Source organism: Marinobacter denitrificans (assembly GCF_008795955.1).
Classification (GTDB): Bacteria; Pseudomonadota; Gammaproteobacteria; order Pseudomonadales; family Oleiphilaceae; genus Marinobacter; species Marinobacter denitrificans.
The window spans coordinates 342262-364461 of record NZ_VMHN01000001.1; the positions used below are offsets into that span (position 1 = coordinate 342262).

Here is a 22200-nt window from a genome sequence, read left to right on the forward strand (position 1 = left end):
CGACTCCACGGGTTTGTTATTAAGCTGGGCCATAGCTTAGGGATTCACGGGGAAAGATCAACGGTTGATTTGTGCTGGTGAGGAGCGGCGCAGCCCCGGAGAAGCGTTATCGCTGGCGTGTAAGCGTATCCAGGCCTTCGCCGGATATCCTGAGCTGTTCCCAGTCTTCGGGGGTGATGGCAATGATGGCACAGGGCGTGGTGAGCACCTGGGTCACCATGGCATCGGGGGCAGGCTTCCTGATATCAAGGGTCAGTTCCAGCACATCATCAACTATCTCCGCGGACGCCAGGGTCAAACCATAGCCCCCGGTGGATTTCTGCCCCAGCCCTACAAGCACCAGATGCTCCTTTTCCAGATCAAGAGCCCTGAGCTTTTTCATCGCAAGGTTGCCGGATGGCAAACGCTCAAGCTTGTCGAGCTCGCTGGCGCTGTCTATGTAGACCAGCCCCGGCGCGGTCAGGCCGCAATGATCTGACTCCGTGACCTGCCTTGCCAGCGGTGCACCAGTGGCAGTCGCCGAACGATTAACAGCACACCCTGCTAGCAGTACGATAGCGAGCGCCAGTGCTGTCATATCTCTGAAACGATTGATCAACGTTGGTTCTCCAGGCTGCGAGTTGGCACGCCATCCCGCTCTTTTTCATCAGCGGATTTCAGGCGATAGCCTTCAAACCCGACCCGCGGCAGGCCCAGGGCAGAGATAGTAGGTCGGCGAAAACTGGTACTTAACCTTACCCCGCTGAGAGGCTCGTCGCCAATCACAATTTTTTCAGGCAGCCCGTTGACCGGATACTCAGCACAGGCTTCTCCGTTCTCACAAATCAGGCCATTGTTGTCGGTGTCCGTGCCGGCCACCAGGAAATACTCTCCCGGCTCCACTTGGTCAAAGGCAAAGTGGTACTGGCCGTTATCTGCGCTGACGACGACCTGCTCGATGGTCTGACGCTTGTCATCGGCGCTGGTTAGCAATACATAGTGTCTACCCGCATCCCGCTCGTCTGAGGAGGTGCCCAGTTGCAGCGAAACCGGAACGGTGAGCGTACCCGCGTCACCATTATCAGGGCTATATCCGATCTGCAGTTCCGTGGTGTAACGCTTATCCTCAAGGCCCGCTGTCTCCACTGACACAACGAGCGGCTCCGAAGGGGCGGTCGGTTTTTCCCCCAACACCAGCCAGCCCGCGCCAGAGGTAACATCAGTGATCGTGACCGGTTCTCCCTCCGGATAGACCGAGAATTCCAGCTCTGCACTCAGAACAGCAGAATTGAACTGTAGCGCAGACGGAGACGACCCCAGGGTAATCGGGAAGTTTCCGTCCAGTGCCGCGTCCATTGCCGCTAGGGCATTTATCAGGCCCGCACCGTATTCAAATGCTTCCCCGACGTCTTCCGTCAGATCACCGTTTCTTAACAGGCTGCGGAATTGCCCCGGGGTAATGCCGGGCACTTCACCTCTCATCAATGCATAGACAGCTGCCACGTGAGGCGCAGCCATCGAAGTTCCCTGCAGCCCGGCATATCCTGGCTCGAAGTTACCGTTTTCATCCCGACCCCAGGCACTGATAATCAGATCCGCTACACCATCCTGATTGGCATCGCGGCTGGCGTCACCGCCAGGTGCGACCACATCTACGGACTCTCCCACATTGGAGTAGGAGGCGCGTTTGGCACCCCCGTCGACGGCACCGACACCAATCACGTTGGGGTACGCCGCAGGGTAGGTTGGCTCATCCGTGCCCTGATTGCCTGCAGCAGCTACTACGAGCTTTCCCTCACCGTTCGCCCAGGCAGCATCAATCGCATTCTTGAGGGCATCACTGGGCCCCAGACCACCAAGGCTGAGGTTGATCACGTCGATCTCATTGCGGCCCGCTGCCCAATTCAGCGCAGCTATCAGATCAGCGGAAGAACCTACCCCATCACGACCGAGGACGCGGACCGGATAGATGGTCGCACTGGGCGCCAGGCCCAGTATACCAAGGGTGTTATCGGCTGCCGCGGCGATGCCAGCCACGTGGGTACCATGAAAGTTACTGCTTGTGGCTTTACCGTCGCCAGGGTCGGCGGGGTTACTGTCACGCTGACCATCATCTTCAGCGTCGATATCCAGATCCCCGGACACGTAGTCCATGGTCTGACCAGAAATCAACCGCACATTTTCATTCAGATCCGGATGCCAGTTTCCACCAGATGCGGGGGTGGTGCTGAACATACCGGTATCCAGCACCGCTATACCGATGCCCGACCCCACCTTGGGGGCCGCCTGCCAAGCCATTGGCGCCCGGGCCAGCGGCAGATTCCACTGCCGATCGAAGAGCGGGTCGTTGTCTGGCGAAACTTGCTGTGACGTGTAAAGATAATTGGGCTCTGCCGTGGCCACCCCGGGCTGCTCACGAACCTCCCTGATCCAGCCCAGGGTTTCCTCCCTGGCATTCTTTATCTGGGAGGCTGACATGGCTGCCGGGTTTCCGGCGCTATCCCTGCGCATCAGCCAGACGCCCCGCCCCAGCTCCCGACGTTCAGACACCGACATCGCCGCAACCAGTGCATTGCCGCTGGTCTCTGATTCAAAGCTCACGATTGCTTCGTCGACCATGAAAGCTGGCTCGGCATAGCTGGTATTCATGACACTGCCGGAGGCCTTGCCCGCGAGCGTAAGGACGTAGCGGAAGGGAATGCCATTGCTGGTGCTGACTTCAACCAGGTAGGAACCGGGCTCGGCATTTTTCGGAAGAGTCACCATCAGTGCCTGCAGGTCAGAGGAGGTACTATCGGCAGCCACCTCCGTCAGAACTCCCCCCTGTTGTTCAAGGATGCGTAAACTTCGGTCCGGCAGCGGCTGGCTCTGATCCGGCGACAAGAACACCTGCACGGCTATCCGGTCTCCAGGTGATAGCTCGGTTGTGTAAAAATCTTCCGTATCCACGAAGAAATCGAACCGATCCAGGGTTTCCGTGTTGTAAGTGCCATCGATGGAACTGAGATAACCACCCGCGATTGCCCCTGAAGGCAGTGCCTGGGCAGATCCGGGACTGCTATTGTCCGCCGCTTCACCAACGCGGATGTCATCCGCAGTGTCGGAGTCCACACGCGTTCCGGTTTCTATATCAATGACCCCGGCCACGTCAGGCGGGTTCTCGGTGCTCCCGTCGGAACCCCCATCGCCCCCCCCGCCGGAGCCCCCGCCGCCACAAGCTGATAGCAGCAGCGCAAAAGACATTGAGACAGCTGTGACAGGAACAATCCGGAACATATAAACTCACCAGAGCGACATCGTGGATTCGCGAGAACAACTTCCCTGTTCCTCAGCATGATAGCTAAATAACGTTGATAGCATCGAATACGTTGCAAACTTTTCATCAGATGCAAAAAAATACCGCCTTCAGGTTACCCCGAAGGCGGTTTCTTTATAGTGAAAAATGGTTACAACGCGTAAAACAGCAATGGCACGAAGGCGGCCGTCAGGAGCGTGGGCCCCATCACCACCAGCGGTAATAGCAAACGCTCATACCGGTGCCAGAAGGACCCCGTACGCTCGGCCGCCAGCACCTCGGTTTCGCCGACCACCTGCCGCGTCAGCAGATGGTTCAATGCCACCGGCGGGCTCAGGTAGCCCAGCTCGAACGCCACCAGACACACAATCCAGAAATGCAGCGGGTCGATGCCCAACTGGATTGCCGGCTGGGCAATGGTGGCAGACACCAGAATAACCGCCCCAAACGGGTCCATCACCATCCCGATGATGGTCAGCATCACCACGATCACCAGCATGGCCACCCACGGGCTGGTCAGGTTTTCCGGGAACAGCGCGTGAACAATGTCGGAGCGTTCCAGAATACCCCCGAGGCAAATGGAGAAACCAATCAGTGCCAGCAAGGCACCAATGTGCACGGCGGAGTCGCTGGCTGCAGCCGTACTGCGCATCCAGAACGCGCGGCCTCTCGATTGCCCCTGCTCCTTATGGTCCTTGCCGGAGTCAAGGTATACCAATGCCAGCATCACCAGCGGCAAGATCATCGGCGCACTGTATTCATTGAACCCGAGCCCGAGGATCAGCCAGATGGCCAGGATAACCATCGCGGCAACGACTGCGTAGGGTATCAATGGCCGCAGCTCGGCGATGGATCTCCTGAAAGCTCCGGGTGCCGGGCGGGGTTTCCAGTTGCCCTGGGTTTTACAGACCACCACCGAGAACAGCGTGGCTGACATGATGAACACCCAGAATCCCCAGCCATACATCTCGGATGTGGTCACCTCCTTGTTCAGTGCGGCCACGACCACAATCAGCAGGCAGGGGTTCAGGACTACACCCAGGCTGCCGGACATCGCAGTTGTTGCCAGTGACAACTGACGCCCTGCGCCGCTCTTGCGCATCTCGTCATAGACAACGCCGCCAACGGCCAGGATAAATATACCCGAAGCGCCGGTGAAGGCGGTGGGGAACGCCGTGGCGAAAATCATCACCGAGGCCAGCATGGGTGCCGGCAAATGGTACGGCTTGATCACGTTCAGCAGCAGTTCCGGAATCCTGGTCTGCTTGAGGGCCATACCCACCAGCACGTACAGACCGATATTGATAAACATGGACGACAGGTTGGTCATCATGCCGAAGTAAATGGCCAGGCCAGAAGAGTAACCATCGATGAAGAAGAAATAACTCATCGCAATCAGACCCATGGCGCAATACAGTGGCAACACCAGGCCCGAGGAGGCTGCCAGCGTACCCGGCTTCATCCGCGCCGGCACCGCCAGGAAGCGCACAAGGTTGATGGCCATGAACAGGCCAAAAACAGCTGCCCAGGCGTACTGCAGCAGCATGGCATCTTGCGAACCAGGCGATGAGGACAATCGGCCAACATAGGAAAACAACGAATACACCATCAGCCCATTGACCACGAACTGCATGCCCTGGCTCAGGCGCCATTCTGCGCGGTTGCGGGGCAGCCTCAGGGCAATATGGTCGGCATCCAGGGCGGAAATAGCCGCGGCCATCGCGAACATGGCAATGAACAGGAACTTGGTCAGCTCGATGTTATCCAGCAGGAAATCCGCGAATCCCTGTTCAACCGTCTTGAACACAGCCAACGCGTCCGTGGCGTGCTTCTGGTTTTCGTGGTACTGGAAATGCTTCTGCTGGCAAAGCGCCAGGTTTTTCTCCAGAGATTTGCGGATCGCGTCCGAGTCGGGTGGCGAGCTGAACAGGTCATCCGGGTCGGGCTCATAGGCCTCAACCCGTTTTTCAACCTCCGCATCGATATCCATGACCAGCTGGCACGTTGGTTCCGTGGCATCCGGCTCCAGCAGATAGTAGTTTGGCCAGGTTTGCTCACCCACCCACAGCATGCGCGAGTGAAGTGAGTTCCCCATACCCAGAAGAAGTGTAAAAATAAGGAGCAGCAGGAGAATAACCCCGTGCAGCCGGTGCACGGGGTACAGCGTTTTCGGGCCTGCGGCTGATAATGCTCGCCAGTTCATGGAGTCTCAGCCCTTTATTCGCGATCAGACGCTGTGCACTCGGAGGCCCCAGGATTACTGGAGCAGCGGATTTTGCTCAGCAGGCCCATCATCTTGGGGTGATAAACTTCCTCGGCGCCGTCTGTACCATCCCGCAACTGCAGGCGGTTCTCACGGAACATCTCCTGGTAGCCTTCGATATCCTTTTCGGGGATACGCACCCATTGCTCTTCGGGAATCGCGGATTCCTGGCGCTCGATCAGGTCCATGGCCTGGCCATACATGCCCCAGGCCACCTCGCGGGATTTCTGGGCCGTTTCGTCATCGAAGACCTCATCCCGCGCAATGATCTGAATCGTCAGCTGCGCAAGGGGGTAGTCGACAATACCACCCTCATCACCGATGCCTTTGTAGAGCTCCAGGGCCTCGTAGGCGAAGGCAGGGGCATATGCCGTATCCACGGAACCGTTATTGAACTTGCCGGCAAAGTTGGTGATGTCGGAGGGCACAACCGTCGCCTTCACGTGGTTCACCATGTGAATGGCGTCCTTCTGGTAATCAAGGGTTGCCATGCGCTTGCCTGCCAGCTTGCCGGCGGTATTGATACCCCGGTCGTTGACAAACAGATAGCCGGCACCGGCTGGAACAATTCCCAGAACTTCGTAATCGCCCTCTTTCATGAGCGAGGCTGCCTTGGGCTGCGCCAGGGTCGCCAGGGTTGTCTTGAGGTCGCCATAGGTAGGAAGCGCGCCGACCGCGCTGATGCTGCCGGTAAACCGGTTGAAAGGCCTGGTACGAAGATCCGTTGCGGCTACCGCATCGCACTGGCCGGAGTTGAAATCACCCACGGCAACCCCCTCGTCGGTGTATGGCCGCAACTCAAAGTCGACACCATGGGCCTTCATCTCCAGCGCATAGTCTTTCACCATGTTGTACATATCGCCATTGGCGCCGATCACGTCAAAGACACACATTTTGACCGGTGCAGCCGTCGCGAACGGGGCAGCGACAACCAGTGACAGGGCAGTAAGGGATTTGCGGATCATAAGTGACCTCCGGGTTTCTTGTGTTTGTTGGCTTGTTGTCAGACTGAGGGACGACCGCTACAGCAGGTCGTCCAGATCCATGGTTTCCGGTTCCTCGCCTTCACGCTGGGGGCTCATCCGGCCAAAATGAGTGCGAGGGGTGCGATAGCCGTAATTGGCCGTCCAGTGTTTGTCGGATGAGAACTGGATTACGTCGCGGGCCACTTCATCCACCAGTTGGAATTCATTCCACACCACGATGGTGTTCTCGGACTCGGCAAACCTTTTCACGACCTCTTCAAGCACCTCCGGGCGGCCGAATGTCTCTGCGGCAACGGCTTCAACAGCCATGGAAGCGCGGATGCCTGCAGCAACACCGAGGCGTGAGCTGTCTTCAAGTACTTCCCAGGGATCTGGCGACAGACTGGGACGGGTATCCGGCAGCAACAGCCAGACCAGTCCGCGGATAGCGTTTGGCAGTCCGCCCCACTTCTCGTTGTCAACACAGGTAGCGGCGCGTTCCGCCTGCGGGGCAATGTTGCGGGGCACACCAGCAATGGCTCCGGAGTTGGCATCATTTACGATGGCCTGCATCCCGGTCAGCAGGCCCAACAAGAAGGTGAGCTCCTCCTGCTCGTCAAACAGGAACGGGCATTCGAACTCCTCTGCGGCGGGGTCAAAATCGTAAGCCGCCATGGCTCTCTGGTAGGCAATGTAACGACGCTTGGCGGTTTCAGCGTTCAACCGCTTGGCCTTTTCACGGGCATCCTTTGCCGACGGCACGTTGCCGGCGAAATCTGCACGGAGGTAATCAAGCTCCGCTTCCCAGGCCTTGTACTCGGAACAATTTGCTGCCAACAGCATCAACAAGGAACCGGTGCTTTCCGGGGCATCCGTTACCCTGGAAAAAGAGTACAGCAGGGGATCCACGCCCTCACCCAGAGCACAGGCCATTTGAGGATCTGACATCTGCATCACGTAGGGCGTGGCTTCTCCTTCCGAGTAATTGGAAAGAACCACGCCGGTGGTCGTGTAGATGGGGTTGGCGGAACAACCGGCAAGGAGCGTCAACACCAGAAGGGCAAAGCCCCTGTTGCGAAGGCGCGTGAAGGATTTCACCAGTGAGGAGTTCATAGTTCGTCCTGTCTTACATTGTTTTTATAGGTCGGGGATGATCTGTGGAATCCCCGCTCGTATTTTGACAGGGGCAAGAATGCTGCGAATCTTGTCTGACAAAAATGGCTGGAATGCCGATTTGGTTATGCCGATCAGGCCAATGGCCCGCAGAGACGGGAAATTAAAAGACCTATATTGATTTAAAACAATGACTTCTGAAATTCATTAAAATTGATACATTCGTACCACCACGCAAAAATTCCCTGGCCGGACTCAATTTTCTGCGCGGGTCAGCCCCATCATTGCCACTACCTGCTCCGTCAGATCGTCCAATGTCAGACCACCGTCAGGCCGGTACCAGGTCACCGTCCAGCTCAACGCACCTGTGAGCAGGCGGCGCACCACAAACGGCTCTGCAGCCAGGACGCCATCCTTGCGCAGTGCGTCCAGCACATCCAGCCACAACTGTTCGTAAATGTCCCGGAGTTCCAGCACATAGGCCTGGGAGGCCTCTGACAGGCTGCGCCACTCAAACACCAACACCGCCATGGCCTCGCCGGTCTGGCCGTTGATGGACTCCAGCTCGGCGCGGATGAGTGCCTGAAGTTTGTCACGATGAGTTGTCGCCGCCTCCATTGCTGCCTGCATCAATGCGGTGTTGAGGCGAATGGTTTCCACCATCACCGCCTTGAGTATGTCTTCCTTGGTCCGAAAGTGGTGAAACAGGCTGCCGGATTGTATCCCCACTGCCGCGGCCAGGTCCCGGACCGTGGTGCGTTCATACCCCTTGTCCCGAAACAGCCTGGCAGCTTCGTGAAGGAGCCGCCCGCGAGCACTGGCGGGGTCGGAAACCAGGTTTTCAGCAATCAGTGAGCGCAGTATAGAGTCTTGATTCACGGTGTTTTCCAGCCAGGGGAACAGAGTAAAGCCAATTCTATCCTGATTTTGCCTGTTTACAAACCAAGCGCTTGCTTGGTATTGTCAATTCAATCGCTGACAACCTTCGCAAAATACGCCTCTAACAGCGGCTTTGCGGCTTCCATTTACAAGGGAAAAACATGCCCGACTCCGATCTTTCCAGGCCAGAGACCATCCGCATCGGCTGTTCCGCCGCTTTCTGGGGCGATACTGAAACCGCCGCGGCCCAACTGGTCCGCAAAGGTAATATCGATTACCTGGTGGCGGACTACCTGGCGGAAATCACCATGTCCATCATGGCCGGGCAGAAGATGAAGGACCCGAGCCAGGGTTACGCCCGGGACTTTGTCCAGACCGTTATGGGACCGTTGCTGGGGGAGATAAAACAACAGGGCATCCGGGTACTGGCGAATGCGGGCGGTGTAAACCCGGTGGCGTGCCGCGATGCCCTTCAGGCGCTGTGCGAACAAGCTGGCGTGGATATGAAGATTGCCCTGGTGCTGGGTGACGACTTGCTGTCAAAGAAAAAGCAACTGGCAGATGCCGGCATCACCGAGATGACCACCGGCCAGCCGATGCCGACGATGATGGTGAGCCTCAACGCCTATCTCGGAGCCCCCGGGCTGGTAGCGGCACTGGAACAGGGTGCGGATATTGTCATTACCGGCCGGGTGGCCGACAGTGCCTTGGTACTGGCGCCGCTGGTGCATGAATTTGGCTGGAGCTGGAACGACTACCACAAGCTGGCACAGGGCAGCCTTGCAGGACATCTGCTGGAATGTGGTGCGCAGTCCACTGGCGGGAATTTTACGGACTGGGAAGAGGTGGCGGAGGGCTACGATGACATGGGCTTCCCTGTCGCAGAAGTCTCCCGGAATGGCGATTTCATTGTGACCAAGCCGAACGACACCGGCGGCCAGGTCTCACGCGGGACTGTGGCGGAGCAACTGGTCTACGAGATCGGCGACCCAAGAGCCTACCTTCTCCCGGATGTGACCTGTGATTTCACCAACGTCACCCTTGAGGAGGTGGCAGCGGACCAGGTGCGTGTCAGCGGTGCACGTGGCCTGTCACCCACCAATAGCTACAAGGTGTCCGGCACCTGGCCGGATGGCTTCAAGTGCACGGTCACCTTCCTGTTGGCCGGAATGAACGCGAAAACCAAAGCGCAGACCGTTGCCGAGGCCATTCTGGCCAAGACCTCCCGAATGTTCAGCGAACGCGGACTCCCCGATTACACGGAGACCAGCATCGAACTGCTGGGCACCGAAGCCACCTACGGACCCCATGGCCGCACGGGAGATTGCCGCGAGGTAGTGGTAAAGATCAGTACGGCGCACGTGAAAAAAGAGGCTCTGGTGCTGTTTTCCCGGGAAATCGCCCAGGCGGCCACAGGTATGGCACCGGGGATTACCGGGATTGTGGGCGGGCGCCCGACCGTGTGGCCGAAGATCCGGTTGTACTCATGCCTGGTTCCTAAATCGGAAGTTTCGGTTGCCGTGGATCTGGACGGCAGCAAGCAAACGGTGGATGTGGATACCGAGGGCGCTTTCGAGCCGGGGCAACTTGAAGAACAGGCGCCGGGCACTGCGGCACCTGCCACGGATACGACTGTGCCGTTGATCCGGCTGGCATGGGCGCGCAGTGGTGACAAGGGCGATCACACCAATATCGGGGTGATTGCCCGCAAGGCGGAGTTTGTGCCGTTTATTGAGGCGGCGTTAACGGAACTGGCTGTGGCGGAATGGATGGGTCATACACTGGACCCGGAGCATGGTCGGGTTACTCGCTGGGCACTGCCCGGGTTCAATGCGTTCAATTTCCTGCTGGAGCACAGTCTTGGCGGGGGAGGCGTTGCCAGCTTGCGGATTGACCCTCAGGGCAAGGCGTTTGCTCAGCAACTGCTGGAGTTTCCTGTTCCGGTCAGAGCTGAACTGCTTGATTAATCTGACTTGGGTGCATGCACTCCGGTGGGAAGACGTGTCAGGGACACGCTGTGAATACGTCCCTGTACGCTCGACAAAAACATCCATGTTTTTGACGGTCCCTGACACGCCTTCCCACCGGAGCGCCCGAACATTTGAAAAGGTCCTTTTATTATGAGCTATCAGTCTGTTTTTCATCCGGATCTCTTTCGGGATCAGGTTTTTATTGTTACTGGGGGTGGTTCGGGGATTGGGCGTTGTACGGCTCATGAACTGGCCGCGCTAGGGGCACGGGTTGCGCTCGTCGGGCGGAAGGCCGAGAAGGTTGAGGCGGTGAAAGCCGAGATTACCGAGGACGGCGGTATTGCCTCGGCTCACGTGTGTGACATCCGCGAGGAAGAGTCGGTGAAGGCGACCGTCAAGGCCATTATTGAAGAGCATGGCGGGCTGAATGGTGTGGTGAATAATGCCGGCGGGCAGTTTCCCTCTCCCTTGGCGAACATCAACCAGAAAGGCTGGGAAACGGTGGTTCGTACCAATCTTACCGGTGGCTTCCTGATCGCCCGTGAGGCGTATACCCAGGCGCTGTCGAAGACCGGTGGGGCGATTGTGAATATCGTGGCCGACATGTGGGGTGGCATGCCCGGCATGGGGCATTCCGGTGCGGCGCGGGCGGGGATGGTGAATTTTACCCAGACTGCCGCTGTTGAGTGGGGTTGCTCAGGGGTTCGGGTGAATGCTGTGGCGCCGGGATGGATTGCGTCCAGCGGCATGGATAACTACCCGGAGCATATGAAGCAGTGGATTCGCAGCCTGGGGGATAACGTGCCTATCAAGCGTATGGGCACTGAATCCGAGGTCAGTGCGGCGATCTGTTTCCTGCTGAGCCCGGGAGCCGCGTTTATCAGTGGCGATTGCCTGCGGATCGACGGTGCAGCATCTCAGGGGGGACGGGTCTGGCCATTCCCGAAGGCGAAGAACAATGAGCCCTTTAACGGTTTCCATCGGGCGGTCACGCCTAAAGTCTTGAGTGACGACTGAGGAGCACGCAATGCAGGTACTGGAATCCACCGTAAATCCCCAGTCGGATGACTTTCACGCCAATGCAGAGGTGATGGAAGCCCATATTGCCACCTTCCGGGAAGTGGAGCAGAAGGTACTGGACCTGGCAGAGGCGGCGCGGGAAAAGTTCACCAAGCGCGGCAAGCTGCTGCCCCGGGACCGTATCAACCGATTGCTGGATCGCGGCACGCCGTTTCTGGAGCTGTGTTCCCTGGCCGGCTACAAGATGCACGACGACAAGGACGGCAGCATGTCCGGAGGTGGCATCATTGCAGGCATCGGCACTGTCAGCGGTGTTCGCTGTCTGGTAGTGGCCAGTAACAGTGCCATCAAGGGCGGCACCATCACGCCGGCGGGGCTGGACAAGACCCTGCGGCTGCAGCAGATCGCCATGGAGAACAAGCTGCCAGTGGTGTCGCTGTCCGAGAGCGGCGGCGCCAACCTGAACTACGCCACGGATATCTTCGTGCTGGGCGCACGTGGCTTTGCCAATCAGGCGCGAATGTCCGCCGCCGGCATTCCGCAGGTGACGGTAGTTCACGGCAACGCAACCGCCGGCGGTGCCTACCAGCCGGGGCTGTCGGATTACGTAATTGTAGTGCGGGAGCAGGCCAAAATGTTTTTGGCCGGCCCTCCCCTGCTGAAAGCTGCCACCGGCGAGGTTGCTACCGACGAGGAACTCGGCGGCGCGCAGATGCATGCGGAAGTGGCCGGCACGGCAGAATACCTGGCCGAAGACGACGCTGACGGCATCCGCCACGCCCGCAATGTGCTCGGGGCCCTGCCCTGGAACGAACAACTTCCCCCAGCGCGGGAGCCCGAGTGGGAAGAGCCGTTGTACCCGGCGGAAGAATTGATGGGCGTAATTCCCAACGATGCAAAAAAGCCCTACGACGTCCGCCAAATACTCGCTCGCATTGCCGACGGCTCGAAATTCATGGACTTCAAGAACGGCTACGACGACCAGACCGTGTGCGGCACCATCCGCATCGAGGGCCATTCGGTGGGCATCATCGGCAACAACGGCCCCATCACCCCGGCCGGCGCGACCAAGGCCGCCCAGTTTATCCAGCTCTGCGACCAGGCCGGCACGCCCTTGCTGTTCCTCCACAACACCACCGGTTTCATGGTGGGGACCCACTCGGAGCAGAACGGCATCATCAAGCACGGCTCAAAAATGATCCAGGCGGTAGCCAATTGCCGGGTGCCAAAGGTCGCAATTGTCATCGGCGGTTCCTATGGTGCCGGTAACTACGCCATGTGCGGCCGAGGTCTGGACCCAAGGTTCATCTTCGCCTGGCCGAACAGCCGCACCGCGGTCATGGGCCCGGCGCAGGCGGGCAAGGTGATGCGCATCGTGGCCGAGGACAAGCAGCGCCGGGGCGGTAGGGAACCGGATCCGAAAACCCTGGATTTCCTGGAACAGGCCACGGCGAAGAAACTGGAAGACGGTTCCACGGCGCTCTTTGGAACAGCGCGACTGTGGGATGACGGCCTGATCGATCCACGCGATACCCGGCGGGTTCTGGCTTTGGTGCTTTCGGTTTGTCGTGAGGCGGAGGCACGGCAGTTGCGACCTAATTCTTTTGGGGTAGCCCGCCTCTAGGGGATTTAGTGATGGTGGTTGGAACCGGGGCGGAGGGCTTCCCAAAAACGCCCGTGAATACGTCCCTGTAGGGCTCGGTCGCGCCATCCCTGGCGCTCCACGTTTTTGGGAAGCCCTCCGCCCCGGTTCCGGTCAACCACCAGTTATCGCTCAAGGCGAGCATGTTTTTCGAAAAGATTCAGGACACAAAAACGTAGGTCGGATTAGCGAAGCGTAATCCGACAAATAAAGAACAGGAAGCAACGAATTTATAGACAAAAGCGGCTGTGTGGGCGGGCCTTCAGAAACCGTGCGGAGCCAGGGATGGCGGAGCCCGAGCGTCACATGGATGTGCCGAAGGAGCGTGTTTCTGAAGGCCCGCCCACACAGCCGCAACCCAAGCTAGAGAACGTGCACACTCAACAAGCAGGCACGGACGAACAACCAGGAGAACAAAAACGTGAAATTCACACCCGAACACGAAGCCCTCAGAAAAACCGTCCGCGATTTCGTGGAGAAGGAAATCAATCCCCACTGCGACGAATGGGAAGCCGCCGGCGAATTTCCCATCCACGAACTCTTCAAGAAACTCGGCAACCTCGGCCTGCTGGGCATCCAGAAGCCGGAAGAGTACGGCGGCATGGGGCTGGATTACAGCTATAACCTGGTAGCTGCCGAAGAACTCGGCACCGCCCATTGTGGCGGCGTACCACTGGCTATAGGCGTGCAGACCGATATGTGCACCCCTGCCATTTCACGCTTTGGCTCCGACGAACTGAAACGAACCTTCCTGGCTCCAGCCATAGCCGGCGATATGGTGGGCTGTATTGGCGTCAGCGAAGTCGCGGCCGGTTCCGACGTGGCGGGGATGAAAACCACCGCGAAGCAGGATGGCGATGACTATGTCATCAACGGCTCGAAAATGTGGATAACCAACAGCCCCAAAGCCGATTTTATCTGCCTGCTGGCCAACACCTCCGACGACAAGCCCCACAAGAACAAATCGCTGATCGTCGTACCCATGAACACCCCGGGTATTTCCTTCAGTCCGCACCTTAACAAGCTGGGCATGCGCTCCTCGGAGACAGCGCAGATTTTCTTTGACGATGTCCGTGTTCCCCAGCGTTATCGAATCGGCGCCGAGGGGACCGGTTTCATGATGCAGATGCTGCAGTTCCAGGAGGAGCGGCTGTGGGGTGCGGCCAACGTGATCAAAGCGCTGGAACAGTGCATCACCAAAACCATCGAATATTGCCGCGAGCGAAAGACCTTCGGCCAGCCACTGATCAACAACCAGGTGATCCATTTCCGCCTGGCGGAGCTGCAGACCGAGGTGGAGGCCCTGCGTGCCCTGACCTATCAGGCCTGTGAGCTTCACATCGAAGGCAAGGATGTTACCCGGCTGGCCTCCATGGCCAAACTGAAGGCCGGGCGGCTTGGGCGTGAGGTGACGGATAGCTGTCTGCAGTACTGGGGTGGCAATGGTTACATGTGGGAAAACCCCGTGTCCCGGGCTTTCCGGGATGTGCGGCTGGTGTCCATTGGCGGCGGGGCTGACGAAATCATGTTGGGAATTATTTGCAAGATGATGGGGACCCTTCCAGGTAAACAGCGGGATTGACCTCTGACATCCCAACTTTGGAGTAAGAACTGGTAGGCAGGTAGGGCCATTTCGGGACACGCTGTGAATACGTCCCTGTACGCTCGACAAAAACATCCATGTTTTTGACGGTCCCGAAATGGCCCTACCTGCCCACCAGTCCCCGGACAACGGTATTGGAGTCGTTCTTATGGAAAATATGCCTCACTGCGAGACGCTTCTTTTAGAGAAACAGGGCCCTGCCCTGCACGTCACCATCAACCGGCCGGATGTACGGAACGCCATGAGCTTGCAGATGGTGGCGGAGCTTTCGACAGTGTTCAGTCAGGTTGAGAACGACACCAGCATCCGCACCGTGGTTCTTAGAGGTGCCGGTGGGCATTTCTGTGCCGGTGGGGATATCAAGGACATGGCCGGTGCCCGTGGGCAGAAGCCTGTTGAAGGCGAGGAAGATCCGTTTTACCGGCTAAACCGCGCGTTCGGGCAGATGATTCAGCAGGTGAACGAATCGTCGAAGGTGGTGATTGCGGTCATTGAAGGCGCGGTGATGGGCGGTGGTTTTGGGCTGGCCTGTGTGTCGGATCTGGCCATTGCCGGGCCAACCGCCAGGTTTGGTATGCCGGAGACGACGCTGGGGGTTATTCCTGCACAGATTGCGCCGTTTGTGGTGGAGCGAATCGGGCTGACCCAGGCACGGCGGCTGGCGTTGCTGGGTTTGCGGGTTGACGCGAACGAGGCTTGCCGGCTGGGGATTGTGCATCAGGTGGCGGAGTCTGAGGTTGAAATTGATGAGCTGCTGGGCGACGCGGTGGATCGCGTCCAGCAGTGTGCGCCGAATGCCACGGCGGAGACCAAGGCGTTGCTCCATCGGGTTGGTCACGAGTCGATGAGTGGTCTTCTGGACAGTGCGGCGGAGAAGTTTGCCCAGGCCATTCGCAGTGACGAGGGCTCCGAGGGGACTCTCGCGTTTATGCAGAAGCGTCCTGCTTCCTGGGCCTCTTCTGAGTGACGGTTTTTAGGCTTTGGTGGAGGGGCGGGGTTGATCAGGCTTTCCGGGACACGCTGTGAATACGCCCCTGTACGCTCGACAAAAACATCCATGTTTTTGACGGACCCGGAAAGCCTGATCAACCCCGCCCCCGAACCCCGTGCAAAACGCTCTTAAAAATAAAGGCATGCAATTACAAAAGCTGGAAGGAGCGTTGGTGCGAAGGGAGCTTGGGTTCAGGACCGTAAAAAACATGGATGTTTTTTACGAGCCTACAGGGACGTATTCACGGCGTGTCCTGAACCCAAGCTCCCTTCGCACCAACGCGACAACCACCCAAGCAAGAGAACATTCCCATGTTGAAAAAGCTCCTCATAGCAAACCGAGGCGAAATCGCAGTCAGAGTTATTAAAACGGCGAAGTCACTTGGGTATCGGACCGTGGCGGTGTATTCGGAAGCAGACGCCAAGGCACTCCATGTGGAAACGGCCGATGAGGCGGTGTGTATCGGTCCGGCTCAGGTGTCGGCTTCGTATCTGAAAGGTGAAGCGATTATTGACGCGGCGATCAGGACCGGGGCGGATTGTTTGCATCCGGGGTATGGGTTCCTGTCGGAAAATTCCGGGTTTGCCAGGGCCTGTAAAGACGCCGGGCTGGTGTTTGTAGGGCCGCCGGAGGCCGCCATTGAGCTGATGGGCAGCAAGCGACGGTCAAAGATTGCCATGCTGGAAGCAGGTGTGCCTGTGGTGCCGGGTTTTGAAGGGGATAACGCCAGCGATGAAGAGCTCATCAAGGCCGCCAAGAATATCGGCTACCCGCTGATGATCAAGGCCTCCGCCGGTGGCGGTGGCCGTGGCATGCGACTGGTGGAGACGGAAGAAGAGCTGGCCGACAATATCCAGCGCGCCCGTTCAGAGGCCAAACAAGCCTTTGGGGATGGCGAGCTTATTCTGGAGAAGGCGGTTATCGAACCTCGCCATATCGAGATCCAGGTGTTTGCTGACAACCACGGTAATGCGATTTACCTCGGCGAACGGGATTGTTCGGTTCAGCGGCGCCACCAGAAAGTGGTCGAAGAAGCGCCCTCGCCTTTCGTCACCCCGGAATTACGGGAGGCCATGGGAGAAGCGGCCGTAAAGGCAGCGTTGGCTTGTGGTTACGAAGGCGCCGGCACGGTTGAGTTCCTGGTAGACAAAGACCGGAATTTCTACTTCCTGGAAATGAACACCCGCCTGCAGGTAGAGCACCCGGTAACCGAGCTGATCACCGGGCAGGATCTGGTGGCCTGGCAGCTTGCCGTGGCCGAGGGCCTGCCCCTGCCGCTGGCGCAGAATGAAATACAGCTGAATGGCCATGCCATCGAGGTGCGACTCTACGCCGAAGATCCGGCCAACGGCTTTACGCCGCAAACGGGGCCCCTGCACCAGTTCCGCCCGGCAGAGGGCGAAGGCCTGAGGTTCGATACCGGCGTTCGCTCCGGCGACTCGGTCACGCCCCACTACGACCCCATGCTGGCCAAGGTAATTGCCTGGGGCGAGAACCGCAACGAGGCCCGGCGCCGGCTGCTTAGGGCCCTGGAAGAGACCACCGTGTTCGGCGTCACCACCAATCGTTATTTCCTCAGCCGGATTATCGGCAACGACACCTTTGGCGCCGGCGAGGCCACCACGGCCTTCCTGCAACAGGCTTTCCGGGACGACCCGTCGATGGCCCCGGAGGACATCAGCCTTCGCGAACTGGCATTGGCCGCCTGTGTATTCAGCCATGGCAATTCAGGCCCCGGTGCGGCTCCTCACAACGTGAATACTTCCTGGAGTAATGCGCCTGCCACAGTCACGCCCATGAAGCTGGAAACTGGCAACAAAACCCTGGAACTGCTGGTGCGACGCACGGGTAATCACTTCACCGTTACCCGGGGTGAGGACCAGTACGAGCTCGACCTTGAAAGCATGGGCGCTGGCCTGTTATGCATTATCGACAAGGGCATTCGTCAACAATGCCAATATCACCGCCGGGGCGATCACCTATATTTGCAGGCGTCCGGGCAGGCAGTGGCACTGCATGACGTCACCCACCAGCCGGCCAGCGGGTCTGCTGCCAGCGGCAGTGGCCGTATAAAGGCCACCATGGATGGCGCCATTATCGATGTTCTGGTCCAGGCTGGTCAGGCCGTCAAACAGGGCGATACCCTGGTGATTCTGGAGGCCATGAAGATGGAGCATCCGGTAAAGGCAGACCGCGATGGCACCGTGGGTGAGGTACTTGCCGCCAAAGGCGACCAGGTAAAACGAAGTCAGTTACTGGTAGACATTACTGCCGGAGAAGCTACTCCTGAGGAAGCCGGACAATGAGCACAATGAAGAACAGAACCGTTTTTATCACCGGTGGCAGCCGGGGCATTGGCCGGGCCATTGCCCTGGCCTGCGCCAGAGAAGGCGCCAATGTGGTGATTGCGGCGAAATCCGACAAGCCACACCCCAAACTGCCGGGCACGATTCACAGTGTGGCGGACGAAATACGGGACGCCGGAGGCCAGGCACTGCCGCTGGTGCTGGATGTGCGGGATGAAAAACTCGTGCACCAGAAGGTGGATGAAGCCGCGAATCATTTTGGCGGCATTGATGCCCTGGTGAACAACGCCGGTGCCATCAAACTGACCGGCGTGGAAAACCTCAAGGTCAGCCGCTACGACCTGATGCACCAGGTGAATGCCCGTGCGGTGTTCGTGTGCAGCCAGGCGGCGCTGCCCTGGCTGAAGGAGTCGGACCAGGCCCACATCCTGAGCCTGTCGCCGCCCCTGAACCTGGATACCCGGTGGTTCGCCCAGTACGGGCCCTACACCACCACAAAATACGCCATGACCATGCTGAGCATGGGAATGGCCGAAGAATTCCGACGCTATGGCATAGCGGTGAACACGCTCTGGCCCAAAACCCTGATCGCCACCGCCGCCATCGAATTTGAAGTGGGCGGCCCGCAGATGATGGCTCAGGGCCGCAAACCGGACATCATGGCGGACGCCGCACTGAGCATTCTCAGCCGTCCTGCCGAGAACATGACAGGCCAATCGGTGATTGACGAAGATGTGCTGAAGGCAGACGGCGTTACCGATTTTGAGCGCTACCGGTATCAGCCAGGCGACAAACCGCTGATGCCTGACCTGTTTCTGGATTAGCCCCGGCGCCATAGGTTGTCCCGGGGCACAAACCAATAACAACGTTTAACACTGACCCTTACGGATGACCTTATGACCCAGGACAACGTATCCCCACGAGATATTGCCCGCAGCCTGCCAGGCATACTCCGGCGCTTCCCGGCGATTGCCCGGGGCTATTACTATTACGCAGTCAGGAACGAGAACAAGGACCTGACTCTGGGCACCCTGGTAGAGCGCAATGCCAGAAAACATGGCAAGCGCGCGGCCATCCTGTATGAGGACCGCAGCATTACCTGGCAGGAATTCGACCAGTGGGCCAACCGCATCGCCGGCTTTCTGAAAGCCGAGGGGCTCAGCAAGGGTGACGCTATTGCCGTGTTCCTGGAAAACCGCCCGGAACTGCTGGCCGTGGTCGCCGGTGCCGCCAAGATCGGCGTCGCCTGCGCCATGCTTAACACCTCCCAGAAAGGCAAGGTACTTGCACACAGCATCAACCTGATCAGTCCGAAAATGATCGTTGTGGGCGAAGAACTGGTCGACAGCTTCAATGGTGTCAAGGCCGACATCCGGACCAGCCACCCCAAACCCTTCCTGTTCCTCGCCGATACCAACACGGTGAACATCTTCGGCGATGCGCCGGGAGGTTATGTGAACATGGCAGCACAGGTGAGTGCGCACCGCAGCACAGCGCCCCAACCCGCCGACCAGCCCGTCATGGGTGACACGGCAATTTACCTGTTTACTTCCGGGACCACCGGCCTGCCAAAGGCAGCACCTGGCAGCCACCGCAAGTTCATGAAAGCCTATGGAGGCTTCGGCATGATGTCCCTGGACATGAAGCCACACGATGTCCTTTACTGCACCCTGCCCCTCTACCATGGCACCGCCCTGCTGGTGTGCTGGGGCTCGGTCCTGGCCGGTGGCTCGGCCATCGCCCTGCGCCGGAAATTTTCTGCCAGCGCCTTCTGGGACGACGTCCGATTCTTCAAGGCAACCACCTTCGGCTACGTGGGCGAGCTCTGCCGCTACCTGCTCAATCAGCCCCCAAGCGATCAGGACCGTAATCACAACCTCACCAAGATGATCGGCAACGGCCTGCGCCCGTCCATCTGGAAGGAGTTCAAGGAGCGCTTTGGTATCCAGACGGTCGCAGAACTTTATGCCTCCAGCGAAGGCAATATCGGCTTCAGCAACTTTTTCAACATGGATAACACCGTCGGTTTTTCAACCGCTCCCTACAAGCTGGTGAAGTTCCACGACGGCACCCGGGACCCGATCCGGGACGAAAATGGATTCATGCAGGAAGTGGAGAAAGGCGAACCTGGCCTGCTAATCGGCGAGATCACCAAGAAGTGGTCGTTCGAGGGCTACACCCAGAAAGATGCCACGGAGAAATCGATCCTGAGGGATGCCTTCAAAAAAGGAGACCAATGGTTCAACACCGGCGATGTGTTAAAGGAAATCGGCTGCGGACACCTGCAGTTCGTGGACCGCATGGGCGACACCTTCCGCTGGAAGGGAGAAAACGTGTCCACCACGGAGGTGGAGAACATCATCGACGGCTCCAATATGGTGGAGGAAGCCATTGTCTACGGCGTGGAAATTCCGGGCACGAACGGCAAGGCGGGGATGGTAACGCTGGTCCCCCATGCCAATGGCGAGGAGTTCGATGTAAACCGCCTGTTCCGGTACCTGAACGACAACCTGCCATCCTACGCGGTTCCGGTCTTCGTACGGGTTACAAACGCTATCGAGAAAACGGGTACGTTCAAATACCGCAAGGTGGACATCCAGAAAGCTGGTTATTCCATCGACAAGCCTGGGGAGCAGGTTTATGCGTGGTTGCCTGGGACTGAGGGGTATACCCTGTTGACGCCTGAACTGGTGGCGGAGATTGATTCCGGTGATGTCCGGTTCTGAGTTTTCTTTGGCTTATGGTGGTGCCTATGGCTCCCGGCCCTAGCCTTTATGGCTTGGTGACTGCACCGATGGGAACACCCTCCCAAAAAACGCTACGAGCACATCCATGTGCGCTTGGGCTCCGCCATCCATGGCTCCGCACATTTTTGGGAGGGTGTTCCCACCGGTGCCGACGAATCATCGGAGATATCGCCTGAAGGGCAGAGATATTCCCTAAGTCTGCTGGCCGGGGCTGAGGGACCCTCCACAAAATGTCTCCGGCCAGGGATGGCCGGAGTCAAGCGCACATGGATGTGCTCGTAGCGTTTTTGTGGAGGGCCCCTCAGCCCCGGCCATACTCCAAAACCGGAAGGCTAGGACCACACTCGGAAGCCAGACCTCAAGAACCAACCTTAAGAACGATCTTCCCGGTAGCTGTGCGCCCGGTCAGCGCCCCGAGAGCCTTCTCGTAATCCTCGAACTCGTAGACCTCGCTGATTCGCGGGTTGATCTTGCCCTCGGAGAACAGCTTCAGCAGCTCCATCATGTTCTGGGCACTGTTCTGAGGCTCACGCTGGGTGAAGCTGCCCCAGAACACACCGACTACCGAACAGCCCTTCAGCAGGGTGAGGTTGGCCGGGATTTTCGGGATGTCGCCAGCGGCGAAGCCGATGATCAGGTGGCGGCCGTTCCAGGCCATGGCACGCAGGGCCTGCTCGGTGAATTCACCGCCGACCGGGTCATAGATAACATCCACGCCCTTGCTGTTGGTCAGCCGCTTGACCGCGTCTTTCAGGGGTTCTTCAGTGTAGTTGATCAGCTCATCAGCGCCGGCTTCTTTCGCCACAGCCAGCTTCTCGGCCGTGCTTGCCGCTGCAATCACATGGGCGCCCATGGCCTTGCCCAATTCCACTGTCGCAAGACCAACGCCACCGCTGGCGCCCAGTACCAGCAGGGTTTCGCCCGGCTGGATGTTGGCACGCTGCTTGAGTGCATAATAGGAAGTGCCATATACCATGGAGAAAGCCGCCGCTTTCTCATCAGACATGGATTGGGGAATGGGCAGGATGTTCTGTTCGGGAACCACCACCTCCTCGGCAAAAGCACCATAACCGGTGAGGCCGGCAACCCGGTCGCCCGGCTTGAAACGGGTGACTTTTTCGCCCACTTCAATCACCTCACCGGACATTTCTCCACCGGGAGAGAATGGCATGGTGGGCTTAAGCTGATACTTGCCTTCGATAATCAGGGTATCCGGAAAGTTCAGGCCCGCGGCCTTGACCCGAACTTTGACGCCATGACCTTTGGCCACGGGGCTGGCAACGTCTTCGATCACCAGTTTGTCCGCAGGGCCGTATTCCTTGCAGAGAATCGCTCTCATGTTGTGACTCCGTTAATCGACGGTCGATAAGGGTGACTGCAGTTGATGGTTATCAACCTAAACAGAGTCGCGTTATGAAGCAAATAAA

The 22200-nt window shown here is 58.5% G+C and carries 15 protein-coding genes; 8 read left to right on the plus strand and 7 right to left on the minus strand.

Annotated features, from left to right (window positions below; genetic code table 11):
• Nucleotides 1-106: 106 nt before the first annotated feature.
• The 6 genes from FO268_RS01545 to FO268_RS01570 all read right to left on the minus strand — a co-directional run bounded on the left by FO268_RS01545 (nucleotide 107) and on the right by FO268_RS01570 (nucleotide 8494).
• Nucleotides 107-598 (minus strand): protease complex subunit PrcB family protein, encoded by a 492-nt coding sequence (locus tag FO268_RS01545; RefSeq protein ID WP_150988605.1) that lies wholly within the window; start codon nucleotides 596-598, stop codon nucleotides 107-109.
• On the minus strand, nucleotides 595-3090 hold the full coding sequence (locus FO268_RS01550; RefSeq protein WP_191966791.1) for a S8 family peptidase: 2496 nt from the start codon (nucleotides 3088-3090) through the stop codon (nucleotides 595-597). Before FO268_RS01550 ends, FO268_RS01545 begins: the two co-directional genes overlap by 4 nt.
• A gap of 335 nt (nucleotides 3091-3425) precedes the next feature.
• Nucleotides 3426-5477: a TRAP transporter large permease subunit gene (locus tag FO268_RS01555; RefSeq protein WP_150988612.1), complete on the minus strand. Its 2052-nt coding sequence runs from the start codon at nucleotides 5475-5477 to the stop codon at nucleotides 3426-3428.
• Nucleotides 5478-5491: 14 nt separating this feature from the next.
• Nucleotides 5492-6502, minus strand: a complete 1011-nt coding sequence (locus FO268_RS01560; protein WP_150988615.1) for a putative solute-binding protein — start codon at nucleotides 6500-6502, stop codon at nucleotides 5492-5494.
• A 57-nt stretch (nucleotides 6503-6559) separates the two neighbouring features.
• A complete protein-coding gene (locus tag FO268_RS01565) occupies nucleotides 6560-7615 on the minus strand; it encodes a hypothetical protein (RefSeq protein WP_150988618.1) in 1056 nt (351 codons plus the stop codon).
• Nucleotides 7616-7870: 255 nt separating this feature from the next.
• A complete protein-coding gene (locus FO268_RS01570) occupies nucleotides 7871-8494 on the minus strand; it encodes a TetR/AcrR family transcriptional regulator (RefSeq protein ID WP_191966793.1) in 624 nt (207 codons plus the stop codon).
• Between the two features lie 161 nt (nucleotides 8495-8655).
• Here FO268_RS01570 and FO268_RS01575 point away from each other — a divergent pair, with 161 nt between their 5' ends.
• From FO268_RS01575 to FO268_RS01610, 8 genes are all read left to right on the plus strand, one after another.
• Nucleotides 8656-10461, plus strand: a complete 1806-nt coding sequence (locus FO268_RS01575; protein WP_150988624.1) for an acyclic terpene utilization AtuA family protein — start codon at nucleotides 8656-8658, stop codon at nucleotides 10459-10461.
• 153 nt (nucleotides 10462-10614) lie between these two features.
• Nucleotides 10615-11481, plus strand: a complete 867-nt coding sequence (locus FO268_RS01580; protein WP_150988627.1) for an SDR family oxidoreductase — start codon at nucleotides 10615-10617, stop codon at nucleotides 11479-11481.
• A gap of 10 nt (nucleotides 11482-11491) precedes the next feature.
• Nucleotides 11492-13108: an acyl-CoA carboxylase subunit beta gene (locus tag FO268_RS01585; RefSeq protein ID WP_150988630.1), complete on the plus strand. Its 1617-nt coding sequence runs from the start codon at nucleotides 11492-11494 to the stop codon at nucleotides 13106-13108.
• 439 nt (nucleotides 13109-13547) lie between these two features.
• The gene (locus FO268_RS01590; RefSeq protein WP_150988633.1) at nucleotides 13548-14708 is read left to right on the plus strand and encodes an acyl-CoA dehydrogenase family protein; all 1161 of its coding nucleotides are present in this window, start codon (nucleotides 13548-13550) and stop codon (nucleotides 14706-14708) included.
• Nucleotides 14709-14877: 169 nt separating this feature from the next.
• Complete coding sequence (locus FO268_RS01595) at nucleotides 14878-15696, plus strand: enoyl-CoA hydratase/isomerase family protein (protein ID WP_150988636.1); 819 nt, start codon at nucleotides 14878-14880, stop codon at nucleotides 15694-15696.
• Nucleotides 15697-16031: 335 nt separating this feature from the next.
• Nucleotides 16032-18026 carry an acetyl/propionyl/methylcrotonyl-CoA carboxylase subunit alpha gene (locus tag FO268_RS01600; RefSeq protein ID WP_150988638.1) on the plus strand — a complete coding sequence of 665 codons (1995 nt, stop codon included), beginning with the start codon at nucleotides 16032-16034 and terminating at the stop codon, nucleotides 18024-18026.
• Complete coding sequence (locus FO268_RS01605) at nucleotides 18023-18850, plus strand: SDR family oxidoreductase (protein ID WP_150988641.1); 828 nt, start codon at nucleotides 18023-18025, stop codon at nucleotides 18848-18850. The genes FO268_RS01600 and FO268_RS01605 overlap by 4 nt, the downstream gene beginning before the upstream one ends.
• 72 nt (nucleotides 18851-18922) lie before the next feature.
• Nucleotides 18923-20752 carry a long-chain-acyl-CoA synthetase gene (locus FO268_RS01610; protein WP_150988644.1) on the plus strand — a complete coding sequence of 610 codons (1830 nt, stop codon included), beginning with the start codon at nucleotides 18923-18925 and terminating at the stop codon, nucleotides 20750-20752.
• Between the two features lie 379 nt (nucleotides 20753-21131).
• Here FO268_RS01610 and FO268_RS01615 read toward each other — a convergent pair whose 3' ends face one another.
• Nucleotides 21132-22112, minus strand: a complete 981-nt coding sequence (locus tag FO268_RS01615; RefSeq protein WP_150988647.1) for an NADPH:quinone oxidoreductase family protein — start codon at nucleotides 22110-22112, stop codon at nucleotides 21132-21134.
• Nucleotides 22113-22200 lie beyond the last annotated feature (88 nt).